This is a genomic window from Acinetobacter sp. WU_MDCI_Abxc222, assembly GCF_025514755.1.
Classification (GTDB): domain Bacteria; phylum Pseudomonadota; class Gammaproteobacteria; order Pseudomonadales; family Moraxellaceae; genus Acinetobacter; species Acinetobacter geminorum.
Genome location: NZ_JAHPVG010000001.1, coordinates 817393 through 840444, shown reverse-complemented (window position 1 = coordinate 840444; position 23052 = coordinate 817393). Strand labels below are relative to the sequence as shown.

At 41.6% G+C, this 23052-nt stretch carries 19 protein-coding genes; 7 read left to right on the top strand and 12 right to left on the bottom strand.

Annotation, left to right across the window (positions count from 1 at the left end; translation table 11 throughout):
* Nucleotides 1–8: 8 nt before the first annotated feature.
* Both garD and KTJ10_RS04000 read right to left on the bottom strand, forming a co-directional pair.
* Nucleotides 9–1556: a galactarate dehydratase gene (gene garD / locus KTJ10_RS04005; protein ID WP_262441409.1), complete on the bottom strand. Its 1548-nt coding sequence runs from the start codon at nt 1554–1556 to the stop codon at nt 9–11.
* Between the two features lie 70 nt (nt 1557–1626).
* Nucleotides 1627–2985 (bottom strand): MFS transporter, encoded by a 1359-nt coding sequence (locus KTJ10_RS04000; RefSeq protein ID WP_000369460.1) that lies wholly within the window; start codon nt 2983–2985, stop codon nt 1627–1629.
* Between the two features lie 285 nt (nt 2986–3270).
* Between KTJ10_RS04000 and gudD the strand changes: the two genes are divergently transcribed.
* The 4 genes from gudD to KTJ10_RS03980 all read left to right on the top strand — a co-directional run bounded on the left by gudD (nt 3271) and on the right by KTJ10_RS03980 (nt 8250).
* Nucleotides 3271–4605 (top strand): glucarate dehydratase, encoded by a 1335-nt coding sequence (gene gudD, locus KTJ10_RS03995; protein ID WP_262441408.1) that lies wholly within the window; start codon nt 3271–3273, stop codon nt 4603–4605.
* A 162-nt stretch (nt 4606–4767) separates the two neighbouring features.
* Nucleotides 4768–5679 (top strand): 5-dehydro-4-deoxyglucarate dehydratase, encoded by a 912-nt coding sequence (gene kdgD / locus KTJ10_RS03990; protein WP_000339250.1) that lies wholly within the window; start codon nt 4768–4770, stop codon nt 5677–5679.
* A gap of 29 nt (nt 5680–5708) precedes the next feature.
* A complete protein-coding gene (locus tag KTJ10_RS03985) occupies nt 5709–7295 on the top strand; it encodes an aldehyde dehydrogenase (NADP(+)) (RefSeq protein WP_262441407.1) in 1587 nt (528 codons plus the stop codon).
* Between the two features lie 241 nt (nt 7296–7536).
* Nucleotides 7537–8250, top strand: a complete 714-nt coding sequence (locus KTJ10_RS03980; RefSeq protein WP_005042034.1) for a FadR/GntR family transcriptional regulator — start codon at nt 7537–7539, stop codon at nt 8248–8250.
* 64 nt (nt 8251–8314) lie between these two features.
* On the opposite strand, the gene KTJ10_RS03975 is transcribed toward KTJ10_RS03980, so the two are convergent.
* The 8 genes from KTJ10_RS03975 to KTJ10_RS03940 all read right to left on the bottom strand — a co-directional run bounded on the left by KTJ10_RS03975 (nt 8315) and on the right by KTJ10_RS03940 (nt 17964).
* Nucleotides 8315–10066 (bottom strand): tannase/feruloyl esterase family alpha/beta hydrolase, encoded by a 1752-nt coding sequence (locus tag KTJ10_RS03975; protein ID WP_262441406.1) that lies wholly within the window; start codon nt 10064–10066, stop codon nt 8315–8317.
* 33 nt (nt 10067–10099) lie between these two features.
* Complete coding sequence (locus KTJ10_RS03970) at nt 10100–10489, bottom strand: PaaI family thioesterase (protein ID WP_262441405.1); 390 nt, start codon at nt 10487–10489, stop codon at nt 10100–10102.
* Nucleotides 10490–10529: 40 nt separating this feature from the next.
* Nucleotides 10530–11066: a DUF3237 domain-containing protein gene (locus KTJ10_RS03965; protein ID WP_262441404.1), complete on the bottom strand. Its 537-nt coding sequence runs from the start codon at nt 11064–11066 to the stop codon at nt 10530–10532.
* Nucleotides 11067–11123: 57 nt separating this feature from the next.
* Entirely contained in the window at nt 11124–12374 is a 1251-nt protein-coding gene (locus tag KTJ10_RS03960; protein ID WP_262441403.1) for an OprD family porin, read from the bottom strand.
* 79 nt (nt 12375–12453) lie between these two features.
* Nucleotides 12454–13593, bottom strand: a complete 1140-nt coding sequence (locus KTJ10_RS03955) for an acyl-CoA dehydrogenase family protein (protein WP_262441402.1) — start codon at nt 13591–13593, stop codon at nt 12454–12456.
* 74 nt (nt 13594–13667) lie between these two features.
* Entirely contained in the window at nt 13668–15554 is a 1887-nt protein-coding gene (locus tag KTJ10_RS03950) for a feruloyl-CoA synthase (protein WP_262441401.1), read from the bottom strand.
* A gap of 81 nt (nt 15555–15635) precedes the next feature.
* Nucleotides 15636–17087, bottom strand: a complete 1452-nt coding sequence (locus tag KTJ10_RS03945; protein WP_262441400.1) for an aldehyde dehydrogenase — start codon at nt 17085–17087, stop codon at nt 15636–15638.
* A gap of 37 nt (nt 17088–17124) precedes the next feature.
* Nucleotides 17125–17964, bottom strand: a complete 840-nt coding sequence (locus KTJ10_RS03940; RefSeq protein WP_169538806.1) for a p-hydroxycinnamoyl CoA hydratase/lyase — start codon at nt 17962–17964, stop codon at nt 17125–17127.
* A gap of 248 nt (nt 17965–18212) precedes the next feature.
* On the opposite strand from KTJ10_RS03940, the gene mhpT reads away from it, so the two are divergent.
* The 3 genes from mhpT to KTJ10_RS03925 all read left to right on the top strand — a co-directional run bounded on the left by mhpT (nt 18213) and on the right by KTJ10_RS03925 (nt 20792).
* Nucleotides 18213–19445, top strand: coding sequence for a 3-(3-hydroxy-phenyl)propionate transporter MhpT (mhpT, locus tag KTJ10_RS03935; protein WP_262441399.1), 1233 nt, complete (start codon nt 18213–18215; stop codon nt 19443–19445).
* 69 nt (nt 19446–19514) lie between these two features.
* Nucleotides 19515–19970 carry a MarR family winged helix-turn-helix transcriptional regulator gene (locus tag KTJ10_RS03930; protein WP_017386391.1) on the top strand — a complete coding sequence of 152 codons (456 nt, stop codon included), beginning with the start codon at nt 19515–19517 and terminating at the stop codon, nt 19968–19970.
* Between the two features lie 123 nt (nt 19971–20093).
* Entirely contained in the window at nt 20094–20792 is a 699-nt protein-coding gene (locus KTJ10_RS03925; RefSeq protein WP_199978442.1) for a GntR family transcriptional regulator, read from the top strand.
* Between the two features lie 38 nt (nt 20793–20830).
* Here KTJ10_RS03925 and KTJ10_RS03920 read toward each other — a convergent pair whose 3' ends face one another.
* Nucleotides 20831–21775 carry a PDR/VanB family oxidoreductase gene (locus KTJ10_RS03920; protein WP_068563220.1) on the bottom strand — a complete coding sequence of 315 codons (945 nt, stop codon included), beginning with the start codon at nt 21773–21775 and terminating at the stop codon, nt 20831–20833.
* Nucleotides 21776–21787: 12 nt separating this feature from the next.
* Nucleotides 21788–22864: an aromatic ring-hydroxylating oxygenase subunit alpha gene (locus KTJ10_RS03915; RefSeq protein ID WP_262441398.1), complete on the bottom strand. Its 1077-nt coding sequence runs from the start codon at nt 22862–22864 to the stop codon at nt 21788–21790.
* Between the last annotated feature and the right edge of the window lie 188 nt (nt 22865–23052).

The window sequence follows — 23052 nt, the reverse complement described above, 5'->3', positions numbered from 1 at the left end:
AAACCTTATTAGGTCACGGGTGCTGGGTTAAATACAGCGAGTGAGTTATGAATACCCCAACGGTCCGACCACGTTTGCTGCTCACCACTAGCCACTTGTAAAATCAGTTCAAAAAGTTCCCAGCCCACGTCTTCAATGGTTTTCTTCCCAATAGCTATATCGCCGGCACTGATATCAATCAGGTCATACCAACGGTTTGCAATATTGTTTCGGCTTGCCATTTTAATAACCGGCACAGCTGCCAGCCCATAAGGTGTACCGCGGCCTGTGGTAAAGACTTGGACCGTAATTCCAGATGCCATTTGCTGCGTACCACAGATAAAGTCACTTGATGGCGTTGCTGCAAAAATTAATCCTTTTTTAGTCGGTCTTTGACCCGGTGCGAGAACTTCTACAATCGGTGAGCGGCCCGATTTGGCGATCGATCCCATCGCTTTTTCTACAATGTTATTTAGTCCACCTTTTTTATTACCCGGTGTGGTATTGGCACTTCGGTCTACTTGGCCTGCTGCTAAGTAGTCATCGTACCATTTCATTTCTCGAATTAGATCTTTGGCAACTTGTTCATTTACTGCGCGTGGAGTAAGTAGGTGAATGCCATCGCGGACTTCTGTAACTTCCGAAAACATGACGGTGCCGCCACATTGCACAATTAGGTCAGCTGCGAAACCAACGGCAGGGTTAGAGGTGACTCCCGAAAATGCATCACTCCCACCACATTGCATGCCTACAACTAAATTAGAAGCTGGAACTTTTTCTCGAGTACGTTGATTAAGCTTTTCAAGGTGTTGTTCTGCCACGGTTAAAATATGGTTCACCATACTTTCAAAACCGTTGTGGCGTTCATCTTGCAATTGAATAATATCTTCGTTTGCTAGGGGAATATATTTGTTTTCTTTAGGAATATTTAAAAGTCGTTCGGGTTGCATTTTTTCGCAGCCCAGACTCACCACCATAATTTCTCCACCAAAATTAGGGTTGAGTGCAAGGTTATGTATGGTACGAATAGGAACAATTGCAGCGGGTGCATCGATTGCCACACCACAACCATATAAATGGTTTAATCCAACTACACCATCTACATTTGGATATTTTGGAAGTAAATCACGTTCAATAATTTTAACGACATAATCGACAATACCCTCTACACAGTTAACACTGGTCGTAATACCTAAAATATTTTTTGTGCCGACGCTGCCATCCTTATTTTTATAACCTTTAAATGTATATCCGGTCAGTGGAGGAAGCTTAGGATCGGGGCGAGTTGCTAATTCAAGATCATCTAGCTCAGGTGCCTCTGGCATTTGGGTAACGGCTTCATTCACCCAAGAACCTGCGGTTAAATCTTTATTGGCATAGCCAATGATTTCGCCATAACGAACAATTGCTTCACCTTGCTTTAACGGCTCCAATAAAACCTTATGTCCTTGTGGTACTTCATCAACCAAGGTGAGTTGGTATTCTTCAATATATGTAGAGGATGGTAAGCCACCGTCATTGACCACAATGGCTACATTATCGAGAGGACTGATTCTTATTAGGAGAGGCTTCAGCATGATCGTTCCTTGTATACATTTGAAGAGAGGCCATAACGCTTAATGTGTTTAAGCGTTATGGTGTAAAGGTTTAAGAAGTAGGTTTTAACTCGAAGCGCTGAATTTTACCGACAATAACGGTATAGCAAATGACAGCTGCGATGGCATGTATACCGACATAAGTTAATGCAAGGTTGAAAGAGCCTGTACTTGCCAAGATATAGCCGATCACAATTGGGGTCACGATTCCTGCCGTATTACCAAATGCATTCATCATTCCACCTGATAAACCAACCATTTCTTTGGGGGCAACGTCAGACATCACTGCCCAGCCTAAAGAGCCGATTCCTTTACCGAAGAATGATAAGGACATAAAGAATACAATTGCTGCTTGAGAATCTACGTAATTACATAAAATAATTGAGGTTGAAACCAAGAAGCCAACTACGATAGGGAGCTTTCTAGAAAAGCTTAAGCTGTAATTCATTCGAATTAACTTATCTGAAATTAAGCCACCTAAAATTCCGCCTACAAAGCCACAGAGTGCTGGTGCAACCGCCGCAAAACCCGCTTCTAAAATGCTGAGATGTCTTTCTTTGACAAGGTAAACAGGGAACCAAGTCAAGAAAAAATAGGTCAGTGTATTTACACAATATTGACCAATAAAAATACCGAGCATCATACGTGAAGCAAGCAGTTGTTTAACTTTACTCCAAGTAATTTTCTCTTTTTTAGCGTTTTGGCTGTTTTCGCCCATATCGAGTAAAGCACCTTCTGAAGCAATGTATTTTACTTCTTCAGGATTTACTGTTGGATGATTGGTCGGGCTATAAATGACCTTGAGCCAGATAAAGGAAAGAATGATTCCAAGACCACCCATGACCCAGAAAATAGACTGCCAGTGGACGGTTGCAACAAGCCAGCCCATGAGGGGAGCGAAAAGTACGGTCGAGAAGTAAGAGGATGAGTTAAAAATGGCAGCGGCAGTTCCACGTTCTTTGGTTGGAAACCATGCAGCAGCAATTTTACTGTTACCCGGAAAAGCAGGTGACTCAGACAAACCGACTAAAAATCTGAGTATAAAGAGTGAAGTAATGATGGTCGCAGTATCACCTAAAATGTCGGTAAAACCGATTAAAACAGTGAACAAAGACCATAAAAACAGGCTCCAGAAATATACACGGCGAGCACCAAACTTATCGAGTAGCCAGCCACCTGGAATTTGACCAATCACATAGGCCCATGCAAAGGCCGAGAAAATATATCCCATAGTGACTGAGTCAATTCCCAGTTCATGAGACATTGGCGTTGCTGCCATTGATAGAGTTGCACGATCACCGTAATTAAAAGCCGTGACCAAAAAAATCATCGCAAGAATGTAATAGCGAGTTTTTGTATGCTTGGCTCTTTGCTGAGTCACTACAGCAATATTTGTTTGCAGATTATCCATATACAAACTCTTTTTAATAATCGACCTATTTGCATATCCGTGAAATAGGTGACGTCATGTCAAATTCATCGATAGAATAGATGAGAAAACGGAATGTTGTATCTACTCTATAGTCCTAATTCTAAAACCGCGCCTTTAGATGTATGACATCATATGATTAAAAATATTATTTTGGCAAGTAGGCTCGAAAAATAATTTTTGTGCGAGTTTATATTGACAAGTTGTCTGATGTCTTATAAGTTTTAAGTATGAAAAAATAGTATCAGTATGCCAAGGAGTATTTTAATGGCGACCTCAACACCTATTGTTAAATCCATTCGAGCAATCCCTGTTGCCGGACATGACAGTATGCTGCTCAATTTGAGTGGTGCGCATGGACCTTATTTCACTCGTAATATACTCATTATTGAAGATAATTCTGGAAATATTGGTGTAGGTGAAATTCCGGGCGGAGAAAAAATTTTAGCGACACTAAATGATGCTAAAGCCTTGGTAGAAGGACAACCGATTGGCGAATATAAAAATTTGCTCAAAAAAATTCAGCAAAATTTTGCCGATCGTGACAGTGGTGGCAGAGGCAATCAAACCTTTGATTTACGTACCACAATTCATGTTGTAACGGCTTATGAGTCAGCATTACTTGATTTGCTTGGTAAGCATTTAAATGTGAATGTCGCAAGTTTACTTGGTGAAGGGCAACAACGTAGTGAAGTTGAAGTATTAGGGTATTTATTCTTTATTGGTGACCGCAAACAGACTTCATTAGACTATGCAACAACATCTCAGCATAACCATGACTGGTATAAAGTCCGTCATGAAAAAGCGTTAACACCTGAGGCTGTGCAGCGTTTAGCAGAAGCATCTTATGACCGTTATGGGTTTAAAGACTTTAAGTTAAAAGGTGGCGTGTTACAGGGTGAACAAGAAGCCGAAGCTGTTACAGCTATCGCGCGCCGTTTCCCGGATGCACGTGTGACGCTTGATCCAAATGGTGCGTGGTTTTTAGATGAAGCAATTGCTTTAGGTAAACATTTAAAAGGTGTGCTGGCCTATGCGGAAGACCCGTGTGGTGCAGAGCAAGGTTATTCAAGCCGTGAAATTATGGCTGAGTTTAAGCGAGCAACGGGGTTACCGACCGCCACGAATATGGTTGCGACCGACTGGCGGGAGATGTCGCATAGTATTCAATTGCAAGCTGTTGATATTCCATTAGCAGACCCGCATTTCTGGACATTGGAAGGTTCGGTGCGTGTTTCTCAGTTATGTAAAATGTATAACTTAACGTGGGGATCGCATTCAAATAATCACTTTGATATTTCCCTTGCCATGTTTACCCATGTTGCAGCGGCTGCCGTGGGTAATGTGACTGCAATTGATACGCACTGGATTTGGCAAGAAGGTACAGATCAACTGACTAAAGTACCGCTTGAAATTAAAGACGGTAAAATTCAGGTACCAACAGCACCGGGACTTGGTGTCGAACTTGATTGGGACCGAATTAATCAAGCCCATGAACTTTATAAGTTAAAAGGTTTAGGGGCTCGTAATGATGCGGATGCGATGCAATTTCTGATTCCTAATTGGACTTTTAATAATAAAAAGCCATGTTTGGTTCGTTAATCTGACTCGATTCGTATTTAAATATTGAATTGATAGCTGTCCTTTGGGGCAGCTTTTTTATTGCTATAAAAAAATTAATTTTAAAAAGAAAAAAGATATTGAAAGAAATTAGATTGATGATGTAAGATGTCTGACAACATAAACACGTATGGAAACTTGCAAATGGATGCTCTTGAGTTAAAAAACATTATTTCTGATGGTTTACTGTCTTTCCCGGTAACAGATTTCGATCAAAACGGAGATTTTAATAAGTCTTCTTATGCAAAACGTCTTGAGTGGTTAGCTCCATACGGCGCAAGTGCTTTATTTGCTGCAGGTGGTACAGGTGAGTTTTTCTCATTAACTGGCAATGAATATTCTGAAGTAATTAAAACTGCGGTAGATACATGCAAAGGCAGTGTACCGATTATTGCTGGGGCAGGTGGTCCGACACGTCAGGCGATTGAACAGGCAAAAGAAGCAGAGCGCTTAGGTGCACACGGTATTTTGTTAATGCCGCATTACTTAACTGAAGCAAGCCAAGAAGGTTTAATTGAACACGTTAAGCAAGTATGTAACTCAGTAGACTTTGGCGTAATTTTTTATAACCGTAGCGTATCAAGACTAAATCTCGATTCGATCCAAAAGTTAACTGAGATGTGCCCGAACTTAATCGGTTTTAAAGACAGCTCTGGTCAAATCGATATGATGACGGCAGTGACTCAAACTATTGGAGACCGTTTGTCATATTTAGGTGGCTTGCCGACAGCAGAAGTTTTTGCAGCACCATATAAAGCCTTAGGTTGCCCAGTTTATTCGTCAGCTGTATTTAACTTTATTCCAAAGACTGCTATGGAGTTTTATAACGCGCTTCGCAGTGATGACTTTGAAACAACCAATCGTTTGATTAAAGATTTCTTTTTGCCACTGATTAAAATTCGCGACCGTAAATCAGGTTATGCAGTAAGCATGATTAAAGCTGGTGCCAAAATTGTTGGGCACGATGCTGGTCCTGTGCGTCCACCATTAAGTGATTTAACTCAAGCAGACTATGAAGATTTGGCCGCGCTTATTGCGACACTCGGTCCGCAATAATTTAACTGTTTAGGTAGTGGAGCTTTAAAATGAGTAAAAATAACGGTCGGCAGTTTATTAATGGCCAACGCGTTGCTGCAAATGCACCAGCTTTAGAAAGTATAGGTGCAAAAGACTATCAGCCAACAGGTTATGTATTTAGTCAGGCAACACTTGTAGAAGTAGATCAGGCTGCTCAAGCTGCGCATAACGCTTTTTTAGTTTATAGCCAAACGACTCAAGAACAACGTGCATCTTTTCTTGAAGAAATTGCTCGCCAAATTGAAGCATTGGGTGCCAACTTGCAGGAGGTCGCTTCACTTGAAACAGGTTTGCCACTTGCTCGTCTTCAAGGAGAGACAGGGCGGGTTACTGGCCAGCTAAGACTATTTGCTGAACTTTTACGCCGCGGCGATTTTTATGGTGCCCGTATTGATGTGGCATTGCCAGAACGTAAGCCTTTACCGCGTGTCGATCTACGTCAGTATAAAGTTGGGGTAGGACCGATTGCTGTATTTGGCGCGAGTAATTTCCCACTTGCATTTTCAACTGCAGGCGGTGATACCGTAGCTGCTTTAGCAGCAGGATGTCCGGTTGTCTTTAAAGCACATTCTGGCCATATGGCGACTGCTGAGCTTGTTGCAGAAGCCATTGAAAAAGCAATTGAAGTTTGTGATATGCCTAAAGGCACATTTAATATGATTTTTGGCGGCCGTATTGGAGCAAACTTGGTAGAACATCCACTGATTCAGGCAGCTGGTTTTACGGGTTCTCTTGAAGGAGGAATGGCACTTTATAACCTTGCGCAGAGCCGTCCTCAGCCAATTCCATTCTTTGCTGAAATGTCGAGTGTGAACCCTGTAGTGGTTTTATCTCAAGCGCTGAGTTCTCGTGGTGAACAAATTGCTCAGGATACGGTTGCTTCATTCAATATGGGATGTGGTCAGTTCTGTACAAAACCAGGGTTAATTTTAGGCGTACAAGGTCCTGAATTTGAGAGTTTCGTAGCAGCTTTAGCTGAAAGCACGAAAAAAGCTGTACCTCAGGTTATGTTGAATGAAGGTACTTTAAAAAGTTACCGTCAAGGTATTGATGCTCTAAACAGCGAAGCTGGTTTTGAAGTTATTGCGACAGGTCAAGAGGCCGAGCTAGTTTCTCAAGCAAAAGCACATCTATTTAAAGCGGACCAATCTGTTTTACTGTCAGGCAACCCAAAACTACAACATGAAGTTTTCGGGCCAATGTCGATTGTGATTGGCGTAGAGGATGAAGCGACTTTGTTAAAAGGGATAGAAGCTTTAGGTGGACAGCTCACGGCAACCATTATTGGTGATGAAAATGAGTTGTCCGAAGCAGGCGAGCTTCTTGATTTGTTAACCCGTAAAGCAGGCCGTGTATTGTTTAATGGTTTCCCGACAGGAGTTGAAGTGTCTGATGCCATGGTGCATGGTGGCCCTTTCCCTGCAACCAGTGATGCACGCGGAACTTCGGTAGGTACGGGAGCAATTGAGCGCTTCTTGCGTCCAGTATGTTTCCAAAATACACCACAAGTTTTATTACCCGATGCATTAAAAGATAATAATCCACTACAGATTACTCGTCTGGTCAATGGGCAGTTAAGTCAGGCTCAACTTTAAAAGTTGTGCAGCTCAATCAACGCTATTGAGCTGCATATTTTTTAACTTATTCAACGCATTATTAAATATCAACAGAAGTATAAGTTGCTTACTTTTTAAATATATGTGAGAGCTTGATAAGGGAGATAAAATATTTTATTTTTAATAACTTAGAGGTATAAAAACCGAATATGACTATCGTCTAAGTTTATAGTAAAATGAATTTTCTAATTTTTTCAACATTTCATGAGTTCTTCAGATTATGTCTAGTGCAATTAAACCTAGATCAACAAAAAAACTAAGCCAGATTATTGTAGAACAACTGATCGAAAAAATTCAGTCTGGAGACTTCCAAGTCGGAGAGAAAATTCCGACCGAACTTGAATTAATTGAAACTTTTGAAGTAAGCCGTTCCGTTATTCGTGAAGCAATTACTGAATTGCGTTCTTTAGGGTTTGTCGAAACTCGTCACGGGATTGGTACTTTTGTAAAAGAGCAAACTGTTGAACAGAATTTTTTGCTGTCTAATGCCAGTTTAGAAACTATTAACGATATTGTTTCTTTACTTGAGCTTCGAATTAGCCTTGAGTCTGAAGCTGTTTTTTTAGCCTCTGAGCGCCGTAAGCAAATCCATATTGATAAAATGAAAGCTGCGCTTGAAGACTTTGAACGTCATATTTCATCAGATGCAAATGATGGCACGGTAAAAGCTGATTATGATTTCCATATTGCCATTGCTGAAGCTTCTGAAAACCAATATTTCGTTGATTTTCTAAAGTATCTCGGTGAAAAAATTATACCGCGTGCACGCTTAAAATCTATTGAGCAAAGCCCTGAAAACCGTGAAGAATATTTAAAAGCGGTTCATCATGATCATGTCAATATTTATAACGCAATTGTCGATCAGGACGGTTTATTGGCCCGACAAATGATGCGAGCTCATTTGTCTAAAAGTATTAAAAAGTTTAAGCAGTAAAGCTTGAGCTAAGACTAAGATAAAAAAGAGAGCTTATTTAAGCTCTCTTTTAATTTTTAGGGTGCTATTTACAGCTAAAGTTTTCAGCTTTTTCGCTATCACCTTGACCATTGTAACGGGCAATCAGTGGGTAAGGACAAAGTGGACGGGTGCGGTCTGGCGCCCAATCTTTTGGAAGCTCAGTATTGATTTGACCACTCGGGTTACCTGCGCCGCGTGCGGTTGCAATAATTTTGTCAGGTGCTTGCCCATATTCCACCCAGTTGACTAAAGCAGTCAATGCATCAAATTGGTCAGTCGCAATGCCATCACGGGTATGGTTCATGCCCGGAACTCTAAAGAAACGTGCGAATTCAGGTGCTGTGCCTTTTGCATCATTTTTATAGTGTTGTAGCAGTTGATCGTACCAATTTTGAGTGTCATCTACAGAGAAAACTCCATCTGCTGTGCCTTGTACCACAATCATTTTTCCACCGTGATTACGGAGTTTATCTAGATTCAATTCATCGGGTGGTATCATGAATGACATCGAACTTTCGGTGTAGATATCATTAGTTGCCGAGAGTTTTGGATAGTCAGTATCGAAGTTAAAATTAAAGGCAAATTGTCTAGAGTTTTGAGTCACAGTTGGGTCTGGTGGAACCTGAAAAAGAATGCCGACTGCAACGGGGTCACGTGCTGTTCCCACCGAAGATTCGAATTTCCAGCTTGCCCAGTTACTGCCAACTAAACCGGGGTCGAAAGGTTGGGTTGCATAAAGTGCTTGTCCAGCCGAATTTACAGGACCACGGTAAATGTTGGCTAATACATCAATTTGTTCGGTACTTAAACAAGTACCATCACGTGTGCTTGAACAAACGGGTACATCTTTGTGAATATCAAAAGCCGTACGGCAAGCCTCGACATCTTGAACCAAGCCATCTGCAACACCGTCTAAAGCATCACATCGATCTAAAATTGCTTTTGCTAATACTTTGCGCTCTGAAAGGGTAAGAGCGGTACTTAAATCATTTTCATCTGTTGCGACACGACGAAGCTGCTGTGCTGTGTAGAGTTGAGCTGCGGCCGCACGAGGTAAATGAAAACCCGGTGTGCTTGCTAAAATTCCATCATATTGATCGCCTAAACGGGTTGCAGCAATCATGGCATGACGTCCGCCGTTAGATGTACCACCTGCATAGGAGCGGTCTGGCAATTTACCATATGCTGCTTTAATTAGGTTTTTTGCCATAGGCGTGAGTTTGGTAATTGCACCGTAGCCGTAGTTAATTCTGGCTTGAGGGTCTAAACCAAACATTGGATTTTGTGAAGCATTATGTCCGGCATCGGAAGAAATAACAGCAAAACCATCATGCAGGGCATTGGTGAGTGGGCCACCGCTGCCGACCTGACCCGTTGCAGGAACTAAATTACCATCGGTTCCACCATTGCCTTGATAGAGAAAACGGCCGTTCCAATCAACAGGTAAGCGCATTTCAAAACCAATTTGATAGGTTTGTCCATCTACAGGGCTTACCCGTTGATCCATATAACCTTTGACCAAACAATGTGCGCCAATCGGTTTATTGGCGACAGTCAATGTGCCTGCTTCTTGAAGGGTAGCTGAGCTAATGACAGTATTGTTATATTTAAATCCAAGTAAGTCTGAACAGCTTCCAGTTAGTTTTGCGCCTACAGCAGGAGATAACTGCGGTGGTTTGGTTGTTGAGGGAACCGTTGTATCATCATTATTACTTCCACAGCCTGCCAAAGAACCAAGCATGGCAAGTACTAAAGCGGAGTGGGCCAAAATTCGCTTATTGTTGGTGTAATTCATTTATTCATATCCTTATTGAATGAATGTTTGCAATTAATCTAAAACCAAAAAATTAGCTGTGCTTCGTGCAATCATTTTGTTGTTTTGCCAAGCTTCACTTTCGAGATTTAGTACAGTTTTGCCTTGTTTAATGAATCGGCATTTTGTAATGACTTCACCCACAGCACAGGGCCTTAAAAAATCCATTGTTAAGTTGATGGTAGTAGCTGGTTTACGGTTATTGGCGAAAAATGCAAAAAGTCCCATCACATCGTCAAGCATGGCACAGATCATGCCACCTTCAACGGTGCCGCGTGGATTGGTAAAGCTTTCTAGCGCCGTGTAGTGGATGGTGAGTTCAGTGTTTTGTTCATTCCAATGGATATTGTGTCCACCTAAATGGTGATGGATGGGTGGTAAGTGTTCTAAAGTTTTTTGATCCATAATGAAGGCTCCATCCTTTTTGTAAGTGTTATAAAAGTTATTATTTCAGCGTATAGGCATCATAAATAACCGCTTTGCCCAAACGCATTGCACTACCTACCGCAACGGTCTGGTTAAGCCATGAATATTTAGGTGAGCTGGTTTCAAATTGCATGGTAATTTTGAAATAGTAATTTTTCGGGTCGACATCTTTGCCTTGAGCAAGCTGTTTTAGTGTTTCTGCCGAGCCATGTCGGTAACCTTTGGTTTGAAGGTAAATAAGCGCACCATCATTGGTTTCTAATAGATATCGCGTATCAATAATGGCTAGCCCTTTACTGTCGACAATTTGCCAATCTGCGCCATTATTTAAAATACGGCCTTTAAGTGATTTCCCTTCAAATGTCCCACCTGTAATGGGAATAATTCGGCGTTTACCTGCATCACTGGTGGTGCCTAACTCCCAAACAGGCGCATTTAGATCAACACTAAATTTTGCTAAAGGCTCAAGCTGAATAGGTGGCGGGCTATATTGTGTTTCGGCATGAGTTAGGCCAATGAAACAAATTCCGCAGAGTAACGTTACAACTTTCTTCATGATGAATTTCCCGAAATAAAAAGAGGTTCTATGTGTGACAGAACCTCTCGTTTTGAATTATTTAAATTTCCATGTGTAGTCGATGTTGATGCGGGTTTCGTTGACAGGTTTGATGTTGGCTGTAGAGAGCATGTTGTTGTCATAAATGGCATAACGCGCGCGTAACCCTAGATTTTTCAACCAGCCACTTTGAACGGTGTAGCCTAAATCAAAGTCTGTTTCACGTTCTTTTAAATTGGTTCCGCCTAAGTTAGGTGCATAAATATTGTGACCTGTGGTGTAACGAGTCATAAAACGTAAACCCGGGATATAAACTTTAAAGTCATATTCATAACGGAAGCTATAGGCTTTTTCTTTTGGGTTTAAAAACTCACCCGGCCATGTGTCAATGAGAAGCCCAGTTTCACCTCCAGTCAAATACGGAAAGGCGGTGTCGCCGTGATGCTGGAAAGTTCCAAAAATAAATTTATGGTTTTGATGTTTAAGTTCGAAATGCGCATGATAAAGGTCATTATCGACTAAGCCTGCTTTTGCTTGTCCGTCATCGCGGCTGCGGTAGTAACGTAATTGTGAACTAAAGTTGGTAGTGTCATTAATTTTATGTTGGTGTAAAGCGCCGACCATGGTTTGGTTATAAAGATCATCAACATCCATGTAAAAAGCGGTGAGTTTGAGTGCAGGATTAAACTGATAGTTTCCACCTAAATAATAAAGTCCATCAGTTTCGGCACTTTTAAATCGTCCATTCACCCCAGAAATTTTAATTTTTTCATAGTTGGTCGAATCACGATGATTTACTTTATCGAGGTAGGCTGCCTGTAAATCAAAATCTTTAATATCTTTACTGGTCAGTGAAATGCCTCGATAGGTTTGAGGAAGCAAACGAGCAGGTGAAGCTACTAAAACAGGATTCATTGGCATTAATGTACCGATGCGTAGCTCGGTCTGGCTCATTTTCGCTTTTGCTGTGACTCCAATTTCTCCGTAAGAGTCGGCAGGTTCGTTGGTGCGGGTGTCTCTAGGTAAGTTTCCTGTTCCTCCGTGTTCGGCATCGGCATCGAGTTTAAAGCCTGCCGTCGCAAGTACATCCAGCCCAAAACCGACAGTCCCTTCGGTATAACCTGAATTGGCTTTAAGAATAAACCCTTGTGTCCAGTCCTTGGCGGCAGGGTAAGCAGATTGCTCTTGGTAGTCGCGGTCAAAATAGAAATTTCGCGTGGTGAGTTCTACTGAACTGTTATCAATAAAACTGCCAGCCCACACTGAACCTGAGAGCATAAGGGTGGAGTATATCCATAATTTCGACATAGCATTTCTTCCTGAAATATCATTTTTTGTTTTCAACAAGGCATAGTTGTTGTGTGCCTTATTCGGCTTTTAAATCGAATTATTTTCCGAGCAGTTCTCGGGCGACGATTTCTTTCATAATTTCATTGGTTCCCCCATAAATTTTTTGTACCCGCGCATCCACAAAAAAGCGTGAAATCGGATATTCCTGCATGTAACCGTAGCCACCAAAAAGCTGGAGTAATTGGTCAATCACTTCACATTGGACATCGGTGATAAAGCATTTCAGTGCGGCAACTTGAGTCACGCTTAACTCGTGTTGTTGATACAGCGCTGCACATTGGTCTACAAAAGCTTGAGCGGCTTTGGCTTTGATTTGCGCGTTTGCCAGCACAAAGCGTGTGTTTTGCATTTGGCTTAAAGGTTGTCCGAAAGCTTTACGCTCTAATACATAGTCTTGGGTCAGTTCGATGGCGCCTAAAATTGACCCCAAAGCCATCATGGAAATACTCAAACGTTCGCGAGGTAACTCTTGCATTAAATAAGCAAAGCCTTGTCCTTCTTCACCCAAACGCTGAGTTGCAGGCACACAAACATCATCAAAAAATAGTTCGGCTGTATCTTGGGCATGCAGCCCGATTTTTTGCAAAGACCGACCTTTTTTAACGCCGTCTAAAGTGGCATCGACTAATAAAATTGATATGCCTTTTGCTTTAGCTTGAGGATCAGTTTTCGCTACTAAAACGATCAGGTCGGCATGCAAACCATTTGAAATAAAAGTTTTTGAACCATTAATACGGTAATGATCATTTTCTAAAATCGCTTGAGTGCGTATAGCCTGTAGGTCTGAACCAGCATTGGCTTCGGTCATGGCAATTGAAGTGACGACTTCACCTGTCACCATTTTCGGTAACCAATAACGTTTTTGCTCTTCGGATCCGATATTTTGCAGATAAGGAGAGACCAGCTCATTTTGCCCGCCAATCGCAACTGCCAAAGACGCAAAGCCCGCTTGAGCTGTTTCTTGAACCAGCATGAGGGAGTAATGAACAGGAGCACCGTAGCCACCGTATTCTTCGGGAACATCTACGCACAAAAAGCCATTTTCCCCAAGACGAAGCCATAGATCACGTGGGATAAGGCCATCGTGTTCCCACTGTTCATAATACGGGGCAACCTGTTCTTTTAAGAACCTGCGATAGCTATCCCGAAATAGTTCAAATTCTGTATCGTGTGGCATGTTGAACCTTTTTTAGGCAAAAGTGAGGCTAAGGCCCAAACCGAAGTTTGAGCTTCCTTTTTTATTTCAATTGCTTATTGCTTTAAGGTGGGTACCCGAATAATCAGCGGGTTATCAGTCTGCTTTTGATAAAGCTCATCAATTAAAGCGGCACGACGTTTCGTAATACTGCTTTGATTGAGGTTGCCTTTATCGGTCACTTCGCCGGCATCGAGTTGAGGTGGTTCGGTCATTAAATAAAGCATTGAGACTGTATTTGAACTGCCAGTCGCATCTTTATTAAAGGTCGTTAAAAATTGGCGGAACCATTGCTGAACCTTAGGGTGTTGTAATATCTCTGTTGCAGAATGTTCACCAAGCTTAAGACCTGCATGTTGAGCACACGCTTCTAATTTTGGAAAAATCAAAAAGCCAACCACATTCAGGTTTGAACCAGTAATACAAACATCTTGGATGAGTAAATTACCTTGAATAAGCACTTTGTTGCGTAATGTGCCCACATTCACAAAAGTACCTGTATTGAGTTTAAAGTCTTCGGCAATTCGTCCGTCGTACATTAGGCCTTTGGTGGGATCATTGACATCGACTAAACGAACGGCATCGCCCGTATGGAAAAAGCCTTCATTATCAAACACAGTGCTTTGCTGGTCTGCTTTTAAGCGCCAATAGCCTTTCATGACGTGTTTGCCACGAACACAGAATTCAAGTTTGTCACCACATGGAACTAGCTTAATTTCGCATCCCGGAGCAGGGTAACCAATAAAACCAGCCATTACGCGTGGGCCAGTTGTAAAAGCACAAGAGGGAGCAGTTTCGGTCATACCCAATCCGCTCATGATGCGAATTTTTTCTCCGCAATGTTGCTGAGCAATTTTATCGAGTCTGTTCCAGCCCGCTTCTGAAAGCGCTGCACCTGCAAAGAATAAAATTTTAACTTTGGCAAAAAAGCGGTCTCTTAATTCTTCATCTTTTTCTAACGCTTCGGTGAGTTCTTCCCAGCCTTTTGGCACATTTAAATAAACGGTTGGAGAAATTTCTTTGAGATTACGAATAGTTTCGTCAAATTTTCCTGCAACGGGTTTGCCATCATCAATGTAAATCGTACCGCCGTTATAGAGTGCGATGCCGACATTGTGACTGCCGCCAAATGTGTGGTGCCAAGACAGCCAGTCGAGTAGGACAGGCGGCGTTTCTTCAAACTCAGGGAAAGTCTGCAATAGCATTTGCTGATTAACACACAACATTAAATGTGTGGTCGGTACAGCTTTAGGCAATTTAGTTGAACCTGATGTAAATAAGAATTTGGCAATCTGGTTTTCATCAAGGGTTTGGTAAAATTCTTGAACATTTGAAACTGGTGTATCTAACAGCGACTGAAAAGATGTGCAAATCTGATCGCCCACAATTCCTTTATTGGTCACCACTTCAATGTCGGATGTAATACATGCTTGAATAGCTTTAGCAAAGGCTTGTCCATCGCTGGCATAGACCATGCCTGGGGTAAGTACTTCAAACACATGTTTGAGTTTGCCAAAGTCTTGAGAAATAAGAGAGTAGGCAGGGGAAATAGCAGAGAAAGGCACACCCGCCAGCATGGCACCCATAGAGAGTGTTAAATGTTCGAGATCATTACCACTTAAAATGATGAGTGGTCGTTCTTGGCTTAAATTACGGTCATGCAAAGCTTGAGCAATGTGCCATGCGCGTTGTAGAACTTCTGCATAACTCAGTTTGACCCATTCGCCTTGAGCATTGCGTTTTGCTGCAAAAATATGGTCGGGTTTGGTTTGTGCAAAATGAATTAACCGATCTGTCAGTTTTTGTGGATACGGTTTTAATTGCTCTTTTGGGCTGATATAGAGCGTGTCATCTTTATGGTGATAATGAATATCATGTTGCCCTAGTTTTACGAACCGTTCGCGGTCTTGTGATTGAGTGGCATTCATTTGCATTTCTTTCACTCCATGGAAAGCGCATCACTGCGCTTTATTTTTTGCATCATGCAATTTTTATTTAATCTGTCGGTATTCGCATTAGCCTGACTAAATCGGGTAATGACGTGTTTGAGTTTGAATAGTAATCCAGCGTAGTTCGGTAAATTCGGCAACAGAGACTTTACTACCAAAACGTCCGTAACCACTCGATTTTGTTCCGCCAAATGGCATTTGAGCTTCGTCATGTACGGTTGCGCCGTTAATATGACAAATACCAGAATCAATCTGTTTAGCGACTTCTAATGCTTGTGAAATATTCTGGCTAAACACTGCCGAAGAAAGGCCGAACTCACTGTCATTTGCCAGTGCTATGCCTTCTTCAATGCTTGAAAAACGTTGAACTGTGCATACAGGTCCAAATGATTCTTCGCGGTAAAGCAGCATGTCAGGTTTAATATTGAGAACCAGTGTCGGTTGCATAGTGGTGTCTTCAATATGGATACCTAAAGGTAAGTCAGCCCCTTTGTTTTGGGCATCTTCTAGCAAATGCTGAATACGGCTTGCAGCACGGCGACTTTCTAAAACACCGAGTACATTGTGTTTTGAGGTTGGATTACCTGCCTGAATAGAGCGGGTTTTTTCAATCAGTTTTTCAATAAATTGGTCGGCAATATTGTCTTGAACCAAAACACGTTCGGTCGACATACAGATTTGACCCTGATTAAAGAATGCTCCAAAAGCAACTGCATTTACGGCTTCATTAATGTCAGCTTCATTTAAAACCATAACAGGGGCTTTCCCACCGAGTTCGAGTAAAACTGGTTTTAAATATTTGGCAGCAGTCTCGGCAATAATTTTTCCGACTTTGGTTGAGCCGGTAAAATTAATGCGTTTCACGGCTGGATGAGACACTAAGCGCTCCACGATTTGTGGTGCATCTTCGGCGGCATGCGTAATCACATTCACCACACCTTCACCCAGACCCGCTTCATGTAACACTTCACCAATGAGACGGTGTGTTGCTGGGCAGGCTTCTGAGGCTTTTAACACTACCGTGTTACCACAAGCCAAAGGCATGGCAAGTGCACGTGTTGCCAAAATGACAGGGGCGTTCCAAGGTGCAATGCCAACAATGACACCGCAAGGAACTCGCACACCCATCGCAAGATTGCCCGGCACATCTGACGGAATCAGGCTTCCGTCAATTTGTGTGGTCATTGCTGCTGCTTCACGTAACATGTTGGCAGCAAGGTGAACGTTAAACCCATACCATGTTGCAGTTGAACCTGTTTCTTGCATTCCAGTTTCAATGAATTGCTCGGTTTTTTGGTCCATTAAATCGGCTGCTTTTAATAAGCGTAAACGGCGCTCAGTAGGCGAGAGTTTCGACCATACTTTAAAAGCTTGCTGTGCCGAATCGATTGCACGATCAACATCTTCCAATGTTGCAGCAGCAGCTTTAGTTGCTACCGTTCCATCAATTGGACTAATACGCTCAAAAGTTGCCTGATTTGATGCATCAACAGATTGACCGTGAATAAGTAACTGTACATTTTGCATGGGGTGCGTCCTTACATTGCCATTAAAGTATCAAAAGTTAACCAGTACGTTTGTAGCTCTGTAAACCCGGTTTAATTGATTTTTCATCTAAAAATTGTTTCAAACCTTCTTGACGGCCGTTTTCCGTATCGCGGTGGATACATTGATCAAGCTTGGCATATAAGTAGTCTTCGTTTTGGTCCCATGTCAGTTCGCGGCAACGCTTAAAGCCATTTTTAGCGGTACGAAGAACCACAGGATTTTTCTCAAGTAAGCAATTTGCAAGTTCAGTCACTTCTGCTTTTAATTGAGCAAGCGGTACGCTTTTATTCACAAGGCCCATGGTTTCAGCTTCTTTACCACTAAAGGTTTTACCCGTCATGATGTAGTACAAAGATGCACGATGACCTACGGTATCTGCCATTGCTTTGCTTACAAGGTTACCCGGTGGGATACCCCAGTTAATTTCAGATAAACCGAAAGTTGCTTCATCTGCTGCAATTGCGAGATCACAAGCTACTAAAGGTGAGAAACCGCCTCCAAAGCACCAGCCGTTGACCATAGCAATGGTTGGTTTTGAATACATACGAAGAAGTTGCCACTGCCAGCGACATGAGTCACGGCGAATACGTTCTTGGAAAATTTCAGGCTGAGTGTCGACTTCACGAAAATATTCTTTCAAATCCATACCCGCTGTCCAAGAGTCACCAGCACCCGTCAAAACTAGAACACGCGCATCTTGATCAAGCTCAAGCGTTTCGAGCACATCAATCATTTCGCGATTGAGTGTTGGGCTCATGGCATTTTTCTTTTCCGGACGGTTTAGGGTGACCCATGCAATTCCATCTTCAACTTTAACATCTACTGTTTCCCAGCGGTTTTCATAACTCATCTTCATACTCCTTGAATGATTTTTTGCTGTTCTGGGATTTAATCTAATATCAGTTAAACTTACATTCAAGTCTTTTTTATAAAATTTCATAAATATTTTTTAATTCATTGTATTTTAAATATTAATTATTATTTAAATTAATTTAACATAAAAATATGTTGATTTTTTAGTAAGTTTAACTGATATTTTTGGTGTGTTTAAACAATAATACACAAAGGGCTAAATGGAACGACTAGTCAATAAAGGACAACACAATGGAAAAAATATCAGGACAGCCTTCAAGGGCAAAAATCACTTTGCTACTGTGCTTTGCCATAGCAATTTTTGAAGGTTTTGATCTTCAATCAATGGGGGTAGCCGCTCCACGAATGCGGGCTGAGTTTATGTTAGACAATGCCCAGATGGCGTGGGCATTTAGTGCTGCAATTTTAGGAACACTACCAGGTGCCATATTAGGCGGCAGATTTGCCGATATTGTCGGGCGCAAGAAAATTCTGATTTTCAGTATTTTACTTTTTGGAATTATGTCTTTGCTAACGGCTTATGCTGCTAACTTTAGTTTGCTATTACTCATTCGTTTTTGTACTGGTTTAGGAATGGGTGGGGCATTACCAATGATGATTACACTTGCCTCTGAAGCTGTACCTGACCAGCACAAAGGCACCGCAGTGAGCATTATGTATAGCGGTATTCCTTTTGGCGGATTACTCACTTCTGTTGTTGCTATGTCGTTGGCAGGCGATGCAGAGTGGCGTCATATTTTCTATATTGGTGGGATTGCGCCTATTTTACTCATTCCACTGATTATGCGCTTTTTACCAGAGTCAAATGACTACCTGCAACGAAAAGTTCAAGCGCAAAAAACGACACCATTCTTTGAAGTTTTATTTGCCAAAGAACGTCGTATGTCAACCATTCAGCTTTGGATAAGCTTTTTCTGTACGCTGGTGGTACTTTATTTCTTGTTGAACTGGTTGCCATTGCTGATGGGTGCGCAAGGTCTATCAAAACTACAGGCAAACTATGTACAGATGGGCTACAACGTTGGCGGAATTTTAGGTTCAATCCTCATGGGCGTATTGCTTGATAAATTACGCATGAGCTTTGTGATTAAGCTGATTTATCTCGGCATTTTATTCTCACTGTGCTGTTTAGCAATTTCTCCAACAGTGGCTTTACTAGCACTTTCGGCAGTGGGTTGTGGCTTATTCATTGTGGGTGGACAATCGGCGTTGTATGGTCTGGCAGCCATGTATTATCCAACCGAAATGCGTGGAACTGGAGTAGGTGCAGCAGTTGCAATCGGGCGTATTGGTTCTTTTGCAGGGCCTTTAATGGCTGGTCTTTTACTCTCGCTTGGACAAAGCTCGACCATCGTGATTGGTTCAAGCATTCCAGTGATTTTAATTGCAGCGATCTCTGCATTACTTCTTGTCAAAAAACCTAAACAGCCTGTACATTTAGTACAAAGCTCAGGTGCTCGCTAAGTTTTAACGAAAGTATGGGGTAGATCCTCATACTTTCACTACAGTTTTTCTTATGATGATTGAAAGGTTATGGTACGTTCGAATTTAGTTCCAAAAAAAGTAGAAGATGAGCCTAAGTTAAGTTACATGATTGCTCGTGTTGACCGAATTATTAGTAAACATTTAACAGAACATTTAAAAGAGCTTGAAATTACCTTACCGCAATTTACTGCACTTTCTGTTTTAGCTTCAAAAAGTAATTTATCCAATGCCAAGCTTGCTGAGCGCTCTTTTATAAAGCCGCAATCTGCCAACAAAATTTTGCAAGATTTACTGGTGAATGGCTGGATTGAGAAAAAACCTGACCCAACACATGGCCGCCGTATTTTAATTACACTGACAGACAGTGGTATTGATAAGCTAAATAAATGTAATGAAGTGGTTTTGAAAGTTGAAGAAAAAATGCTTGAGGGCATTGATATTAACTTGGCTTATTTAATCCGTAATAATCTCGATATTATGGTCAATAATCTTAAAAATCTTTAATTGAATGTGGTTTGTAAATTAATTTTTTAAAATCTACAGAAATGCTTAAGCACTGATTCACACAGAAAATTTATTTCATTTTGCAAATGAACTTGCTAGCATCGAAGTGACGTTTTTGGTGATGTGTGGCAGCGAATGTCTTCAGGACAACAAGTTTTACTTAAACTAAGAAAAATGATTATTTCAGGGGAACTTGAAGGCGGTGCCAGAATTGCCGAAATTCCGACTGCCGAGTTACTTGGTGTTTCAAGGCAGCCTGTTCGTATTGCCTTTCGCTTGCTCGAGCAAGAAGGTCTCCTCATTAAAAACCCAACTCGTGGTTACACGGTTCGTGAAATTTCAGAGCAACTTGTTCATGACGCTCTCGAAGTGCGCGGTGTGCTTGAAGGGTTGGCTGCAAAAACTTTGGCAGAACAAGGCTTAAGCGAAGAACAGAAAAAGACACTGCAACATTGCATTCAAGAAACTGAAAAACTCTTTAATGAAACAGACGAGTTTGGCGATGCTGAACTGGAACGTTATCACCATTTTAATGTCATTTTTCATGACACGATTATTGAGGGAGCACAAAACGTTGCGCTCATACAAGCCTTGGCTAAAAATAATCAATTACCGATGGCGTCTGCTCAAGCCATTACCTATGACCAGAATCAAGCTTTGTCGGAATATCGCCGTTTGCATTATGCACATTTGCAGCATTGTTCGATTTTCGATGCGTTGGTACATCGTCAGGCAGGGCGTGCTGAAACCTTAATGCGTGAACACAGTAGTGTGGTGATTTTGGGTGAAACACTAAGAAATGTTCTCAGTGCTTTAAGGTGAAAGAAGTTCCTTTATTTCTGAATAAAGGAACTTGAGTATTAAAGCTCAATCACAAGATGTTTAGTTTTTGCACGAGAACAGCAGGGCGTAAACTGGTCATTCAATGCATGTTCCTCATCGGTCATAAACATATCTCGATGATCTGGAGTGCCTTCTACTACACGGGTAATGCACGTACCACAAATACCTTGTTCACACGAAACAGGAATATCAAAACCATTTGCAATTAATGCTTCTGTTGCTGTCTGCTCTGGTAATACTTCAATTCGGCGGCCCGTACCTTTCACTTCAATAGTGAAAGCTTCATCGTTGGACGTATCTATCTTTTGAGCAACAAAATGCTCTTGATGTAACTGTTCGCTATGCCAACCCGCTTGTTCGGCCGAGCTCATGACAAACTGCATAAACCCTGTAGGTCCACATACATATAAGTGTTTATCAGGTGAAGATTGGCCCAAAGCCTCAGCCATATTACATTCGGTGTCTGGTTGGTCTTGAATGTGAAAATGAACTTGCTTGCCAAAGTGCTCGGTTAAATTGCCATAGAAGGCAATCATTTCATGACTACGAACAAAGTAGTGCAATTCGAAAGGAATATTGGCCGACTTAAGCCGATACGCCATCGACAAAATAGGTGTAATACCGATACCACCCGCAAATAAAACCGCTTGTTTGGTTTGAGGGTGAATCTCAAATAAATTACGCGGCTCACCAATTTTTAAATGATCGCCTTCACGATATTCGGTGTGGATGCAACGTGAGCCACCGCGTGAATTGGCATCATGTAAAACGCCAATCACATAACGATGCTTTTCAGTGCAGCAGTTTGAAAGTGAATATTGACGGGTGAGGCCGTTTTTTAGGTGCACATCAATATGCGCACCTGCTTCAAAACTCGGCAGCGCTGTACCATTTGCTGCAACCAATTCAAACGCACGAATGGTCGGGGTAAGCTGGTGAATTTTTTGAATAATAACGTCCATGTTCATGCTCCTTTAAATAATCCGAATGTTTGGAAACTTCTGTGCGGACGTTTCAGGAGGTGTTTTATTTTCTTCGGCAAGTAGTCGCTCAATCACCTTACGGGACTGGACACCGCCTGCGTCGATGTTGAGCATCAGTAACTTGCGATGTGGGTTGTTTAAAATATTTTGTTGTTGTTGCTCCAGCATTTCTAAATCTTCAGTAAAGATTTTGCCTTGGCCTTCGCGAATTTGATCGGTGAGTTCAGCATTGTTTGGCTGGAAGTTACGTGCCATTCCCCAGAAATACCAGTGAGAGGTTTCAGTTTCTGGTGTAATAAAATCAACCACAATTGAGGAAACTTTTTTGTCACTTGGTGCGTGATAACCACCATGTCCGGCATGCGCTACACCTACTTCAATATGAACATTACTTGGCGCAAAGAAGTGGCAACGTTGCCAACGGTCAACTGGTACATTATCCGCCAAGTGATTACCGCGAAGGGCCATTTGCCAAAATGGAGGTGCGATCACATTTTCCATATAGCGTTCAGTAATCACATGATCACCGTCAACTTTAGTGACTGGCAGGGCTTCATCAATTTCTTTTTGTCCGATGCTGCTTGAGTGAACATAGGTTTCGTGGGTTAAATCCATCAGATTATCGACCATCAAGCGATAGTCACACTGAATGTGAAACAGGCCTCCGCCATAGCTCCATTCAGGATGATCTGCCCATTCTAAAGTTGGCAGTTTTGCTTCATCTGCTAAAGCTTTCTCGCCTGGCCATATCCAAATAAAACCGAATTTTTCGACAACTGCATATGATTTATTGCAAGGGAAACCATTTACACGTTGGGCTGGCATTGAAACGGTCTTTCCGTCACAGCCCATCACTAAGCCATGATATCCACACACAAGGTTTCCATCTTCTACATAGCCAAGTGAAAGTGGGGCACCGCGATGGGGACAAAAATCTTCAACGGCTGCAACTTGATTTTCTTTGCCACGGTAAAAAACAATTTTTTCACCACAGATGGTGCGACCTAATGGTTTGTCTTGGATTTCTTCTGGACGGCAGGCAACATACCAAGCATTTTTAATAAACATTGTGACGACTCCTTATCACTTATTGGATCCAATTTATAACAAATAAAAATATTGGTCAATTGATAAGCAGTATATTTATTCAAAAATATTGTTCTTTAGAGTTGGTTAATTTGTATATTTTTAATTGCTATTAAAGACTTTTGTATTTACTTTGAATTTTAGATTGAAATTTTTTATTCATCTTAATT